The sequence below is a fragment of the Pseudomonas sp. SIMBA_067 genome (genome assembly GCF_046534675.1).
Classification (GTDB): Bacteria; Pseudomonadota; Gammaproteobacteria; order Pseudomonadales; family Pseudomonadaceae; genus Aquipseudomonas; species Aquipseudomonas putida.
Genome location: NZ_JAWRYH010000162.1, coordinates 1 through 343, shown reverse-complemented (window position 1 = coordinate 343; position 343 = coordinate 1). Strand labels below are relative to the sequence as shown.

Genomic DNA, 343 nt, shown 5'->3' with positions numbered 1-343 from the left:
ACGCGATGAACCGGCACAAGCTGGAGAACGGCGTGCTGGCGGTGGTGCTCGACGATACCGTTGGCCTGATTCAGGAACTCAACCATCAGCGGTTGAACTGGGTGGTGAAGCGCCAGGTCTGGCGTGAAGACCCCATGCGCGCCTACCAGTTGCAGACCTCGCAGATCCTCCAGGCCATTCGCGCCACGCACCGGGAGTGGGCGGCGCAGAAGGTGCCTTCGCTGGAGCCGATGGCGGGTAGAGGGCCGTTTGTACCGATTGACCCTACGGTAGAGCGGCCGCGTATGGTCGAGCAAGCGATGAAGGACAGCGACGATAAACTCGAACAGCGCTACCACGAACC

General features: G+C 62.4%; 1 pseudogene. It reads left to right on the top strand.

What is annotated here, in order from left to right:
* A pseudogene (locus SB765_RS28525) lies at nucleotides 1-343 on the top strand (hypothetical protein); the annotation flags it as partial.